At 73.3% G+C, this 5,003-nt stretch carries 3 protein-coding genes; all 3 read right to left on the bottom strand.

Annotation, left to right across the window (positions count from 1 at the left end; genetic code table 11):
- Positions 1-1,098, bottom strand: a 1,098-nt coding sequence (locus tag ACTWQJ_RS46260) for an esterase-like activity of phytase family protein (protein WP_443312383.1), incomplete at its 3' end; no start/stop codon positions are given.
- 121 nt (positions 1,099-1,219) lie between these two features.
- The gene (locus ACTWQJ_RS46255) at positions 1,220-2,488 is read right to left on the bottom strand and encodes an SWIM zinc finger family protein (RefSeq protein WP_443312382.1); all 1,269 of its coding nucleotides are present in this window, start codon (positions 2,486-2,488) and stop codon (positions 1,220-1,222) included.
- Positions 2,485-5,003, bottom strand: a 2,519-nt coding sequence (locus ACTWQJ_RS46250; protein ID WP_443312381.1) for a DEAD/DEAH box helicase, incomplete at its 5' end; no start/stop codon positions are given. The genes ACTWQJ_RS46255 and ACTWQJ_RS46250, both read right to left, overlap by 4 nt.

The following is a 5,003-nucleotide window of genomic DNA, read 5'->3' as shown; positions in this document are numbered from 1 at the left end:
GTCGAGCTGCTCCAGGGACGGCGACGTGGCGTCGTCGTCCCATGCGCCGCCCAGGATGTTCGCGTCGCGGTCCAGGCGCACGAGCTGCAGCCGGGCGGCCTTGTCGGTGCGCTCCTCGACCAGCAGACGGTCACCGCCCACGGCGACCACCGAGGAGATCTTGAGCTCGGAGGTGTCGTCCTCGCCGGGATCGACGACGTTCACCGGGTCGAAGCGGTACGCGTACTCGGCGGTGACGGCCTTCTTCTTCGGTGAGAAGCGCAACAGCCGGGTGGTGCGCGACGCCTCTCCGGCGTCCTTGTCCGGCAGGGACAGCGGGCTCTGCACCGCCATCACCAGGTCGCCGCCCGGCAGCAGCGCGAGCCCCTCGAAGCCACGGTTGGTCTTCCGGTGCAGCAGTACGGACGGCAGCGCCTCCACGACCGGGTAGTCCGCGCCGGTGAGGTTCAGCCCCTCCGGCACATAGCGTGTGAGCACCTTCCCGCGCGCGGAGACATGGACCAGGGAGGGCCCGTACTCGTCGACGAGCCAGAAACTGCCGTCCTCGGCCCGCACGATGCCCTCGGTGTCCAGCCCGTTCGGGTCGTACGACAGCGGAGTCTTCGCGTCGTAGGAGTACGGCGCCTCGTCACGCCCCTCCTGGTTGGACAGGCCGGTCACGGGCTTCCCGGAGGACGTGGTGATCGGGATCGCGTCCAGCACCCGCACCGAGTCACCGCAGACCCGGATCCGCACGATCGCCGGGTCGAAGCCCGGCACCGGGAACGTCCGCCGATTCTTGCCGTCCACCTTGATCTGGCCGTTGGGCCCGCGGTCGGTGACCGTCCAGAACTCGCCCTTGCGGCCCGCCGGGTGGATGTCGCTGCCGATGCCGCCGAGGTCCACACCCCGGTCGTCGGCCACCGTGCCGGGCAGCAGCGCGTTGCTGAACGCGTCGAGCGACAGGTCGCCCAGTGTCGCCGTGCGGATCACGCGCGCGTCCTCGGACGGGGCGCCCGTGGCCGGAGCCGCCGCCAGCAGAGCGGCGATCACGGCGAGGGGGACGCCCGTCGCGACGGAACGGTGGACGCGGCGCCGGCCGGTGGCGTGCGGGGACATCGGGCCTCCTGATGGACCAAGTTAGGTGACAGCGGCCAGACTTGAACCCCACGGGGAACGACGTACGACGCTCCGGTGAACGCCGGACATCGGCCGCCGGTCCGGCCGACGTCCGGTTCGATCAGGCGTCTTCCGCGGCCGGTTGTTCCGCCGCGGCCAGTGCCGTGGCCGGATCCTGGACCCCGCTTCCCGCCGGTGCCCAGCGGCCGTGCTCCTTCCGGTACGGCCACCAGCGGCCGTCGCCGCCCAGCCGCAGCTGGCTCGGCGCGCCGACGACCGTCCACCGGTTGCCCCTGGCGCGCAGCGTCGGCCGCTCGTCGTCGTCCCAGGCCGCCTCCAGGGCGGCACGCGCGCGTGCGAGGGTTTCCCCTTGCACGGCCCACTCCTCCTCGAGCACCGACAGTCCGGCCACACCGCCGTACTGCCAGGCGCGTACGGCCGACGCGAGTTCGTCCCGGCCGCGCCCGGCACCGTCGGCGAGCCGGTCCGCCACCGCCTCCTCAGGAGACCCCGCAGCCAGCCGGACGGCGTCCTGCGCGACCGTCAGTTCCGCTTCCGGAACAGCCGTCGGCCGCAGCGCCTGGGCCAGCATCCGATGCGCCGCCACGGCGGTCCGGGCCGCCAGGAACTCCAGGGCGGCCGGGTCGACCCCTGGGGCAGGCGGTGCCTCGGTGTCCAGAGAGGGCGGGAGACCAGGGTGCTCGGGGAGTTCGGGCAGGTCGGGCAGCGGAGGCAGGATGTCGCCCGCCGCCCAGACCTCCGCGGCGTCCAGTCCCTCCGGCTCGACCGGTTCTTCGGCGGGCCTGCTGGTGCGGTCCTGGAGGTCGTCCAGCAGGGCGCGTTCGCCCCGCCCCCGCATCAGCAGCAGAACGAAGGGATCCTCGTCGAGCAGTCGCGCCGTCTGGTAGCACAGCGCTGCCGTGTGCCCGCACTGGTCCCAGGCGTCGCAGTCGCACTCGGGCTCCAGATCGCCCATGCCCGGCAGCAGTTCGATCCCGGCCGCCGCCGCGTCCTCCACGAGGTGCGGCGGCATCTCCCGGTCGAGCAGCGCGGCGACATGCCCGGCCCGCTCCACCGCCATCTCGAGGAAGCGGTTCCACTGCTCTGCGGACAGCTCCTCCAGCAGCACGTCGGCCCGGTGCCCCGTACCGTCGCGGTCCTGGACGACCGCGGTGATGCGGCCCGGCCGCACCGACATCGCGCCCACGGCTCCCGCGCGCGCGAGCCGACGGCCCGTCTTCACCTGCTCGGCGTCCAGGGCCGCGTCCTCCAGGGCCCTGAGCCAGGCACGGCCCCACCACGTCACCGCGAAACCCCTCCCGCGCGTGGGCGGCAACGCGGCGAACGTGCGCTCTGTCCCGTCGGCGTGTCCGTGGTCGTGACGGCTCATCGTGTGGTCCCCCTCAGCTCCACCAGATCGGCCAGTTCCGCGTCCGTCAGCTCCGTCAGCGCCGCCTCGCCGGAGCCGAGCACCGCGTCGGCCAGTTCCCGCTTGCGGTCCAGCATGTCGGCGATCCGGTCCTCGATCGTGCCCTCGACGATCAGCCGGTGCACCTGCACGGGCCGGTCCTGGCCGATGCGGTACGCCCGGTCGGTGGCCTGCGCCTCGACGGCCGGGTTCCACCAGCGGTCGTAGTGCACGACGTGCTCGGCCCGCGTGAGGTTCAGCCCCGTGCCGGCGGCCTTCAACGACAGCAGGAAGACGGGGACTTCACCGTCCTGGAAGCGCCGCACCATCACCTCGCGCTCGGGCACGGGCGTTCCGCCGTGCAGGAACTGCGAGGACACGCCTCTGTCCGACAGATGCCGTTCGACGATGCGGGCCATCGCCACGTACTGCGTGAAGACCAGGACGCTCGCTCCCTCGGCGAGGATGGTGTCGAGCAGCTCGTCCAGCAGCTCCAGCTTCCCCGAGCGTCCGGCGATCGTGGGCCGGTCCTCCTTGAGGTACTGCGCGGGGTGGTTGCAGATCTGCTTCAGGCCGGTCAGCAGCTTCACGATCAGACCGCGCCGCGCCATGCTGTCGGCGCCGGAGATCTCCGCCAGCGTCTCGCGTACGACCGCCTCGTACAGTCCTGTCTGCTCCGTGGTGAGCGACACGGCCCGATCGGTCTCCGTCTTCGGCGGCAGCTCGGGCGCGATCCCCGGATCCGACTTGCGTCGGCGCAGCAGGAACGGGCGGACCAGCCGGGCGAGCCGCTCCGCGGCAGCCGGGTCCTGGCCGCTCTCCACGGCTTGCGCGTACCGCGTGCGGAAGGTGCCGAGGCGGCCGAGAAGTCCCGGAGTCGTCCAGTCGAGGATGGCCCACAGTTCCGAGAGGTTGTTCTCCACCGGTGTGCCGGTCAGCGCGACGCGCGCGCGTGCGCCGATGGAACGCAGCGCACGCGCGGTCGCCGAGTACGGGTTCTTCACGTGCTGTGCCTCGTCCGCCACGACCAGGCCCCACGGCACCTCGGCCAGCCGACCCGCATCGAGGCGCATCGTGCCGTACGTGGTGAGGACGAACTCCCCGTCGGCCAGGTCGTCCAGGGCACGCCGCGAGCCGTGGAAGCGGCGCACGGGCGTGCCGGGCGCGAACCTCTCGATCTCGCGCTGCCAGTTGCCCATCAGGGACGTCGGACACACCACGAGCGTGGGACCGGCGGCCGACGGGTCGGTCTGCCGGTGCAGATGCAGGGCGATCAGCGTGATCGTCTTGCCGAGCCCCATGTCGTCGGCGAGACAGCAGCCCAGCCCCAGGGACGTCATCCGGGCCAGCCAGCTCAGGCCCCGCCGCTGGTAGTCGCGCAGCTCGGCGGCGAGAGCGGCGGGCTGCCCGACCGGCTCCTGCCGCTCCGGGTCCGCGAGGCGCTCACGCAGCGCGGCCAGCCACCCCGTCGGCTGCACCTCGACCCGGCGGCCGTCGACCTCCGTCGAGCCGGTCAGCGCGGCGCCGAGCGCGTCGATGGGCGTGACCTTGCGGTCCTGCTGCGCGCGGGCGCGGCGCACCTCCTGAGGATCGATCAGGACCCACTGGTCGCGCAGCCGCACCACCGGCCGGTTCGCCTCGGCGAGACGGTCCAGTTCCGCGCGGGTGAGCCGCTGGTCGCTCAGCGCGAACCGCCAGTTGAAGGCGAGCAGTGCATCGGCGGACAGGAACGACGGCGTGTCCGAGGACAGCCGGTGCGCAGCCGTCTCGTCGTCCGGGGGGCCGACGACCGCACGTGCGGTCAGCTTGCGGGCCAGTTCCCTGGGCCAGTGCACGTCGACCCCGGCACCGGCGAGGGCTGCCGAACCGTCACCGAGCAGCTCGGTCACCTCCTCGTCGGCGAGTTCGACGGCATCCGGCACGGCGGCTGAGAGCAGCGGGGTGAGCGCCGGCCAGGCGCGGGCGGCGCGACGGAGCGAGAGCAGGGCGTCCATCCGCGCGCGCGGACCGAGGACACGGCTCGTCGCATCCGTCCCGGCCCACACCTCGGCGGCGTCCGCGACCAGCGAGGGATCGCTCACGCTGTGCACCTGGAGCACGGCCCGGAAGGCCGGCTCCGTCTCGTCCGGTCCCGTGGCTGCCAGACCGTGCACCTCGATCCGCAGCGAGATGCGTACGCCCGCGTCGTTACCCGCGGCGACATCGGCGGCCCATGCCCGTTGCCCGGGGAGGTGCTGCGGCTCATGCGCCGCGTAGGCCGGACCGCCCGTGACGAGCGACGCAGCCGGGGAGCGGGGCAGTGCGTCGGCCGCCGCGTCCAGGAAGGCCCGCAGCAGGCGCTCCGGTGCGGGCAGGCGCAGCGGCTCGGTGGTGCCCAGCGGTACGGCGTGGGCCTCGGGCGGCATCGCGGCGGCGAGCCGGCGGACGCTCTCGACGTCCTCGGCGCGCAGGGGACCCGCACGCCAGGCGTCGTGGTCGCCGGGGGACAGGCCGGGCA

Origin of the sequence: Streptomyces sp. KR55 (assembly GCF_052245645.1) — a bacterium.
Taxonomy (GTDB): domain Bacteria; phylum Actinomycetota; class Actinomycetes; order Streptomycetales; family Streptomycetaceae; genus Streptomyces; species Streptomyces flavusporus.
The sequence above is the reverse complement of the archived record's forward strand: the minus strand, read 5'-3'. Positions and strand labels throughout refer to the sequence as shown.

Excerpts from the sequence above, each read along its gene's own strand:
- ACTWQJ_RS46255 (WP_443312382.1), bottom strand. The coding sequence starts at position 2,488 with ATGAGCCGTCACGACCACGGACACGCCGACGGGACAGAGCGCACGTTC.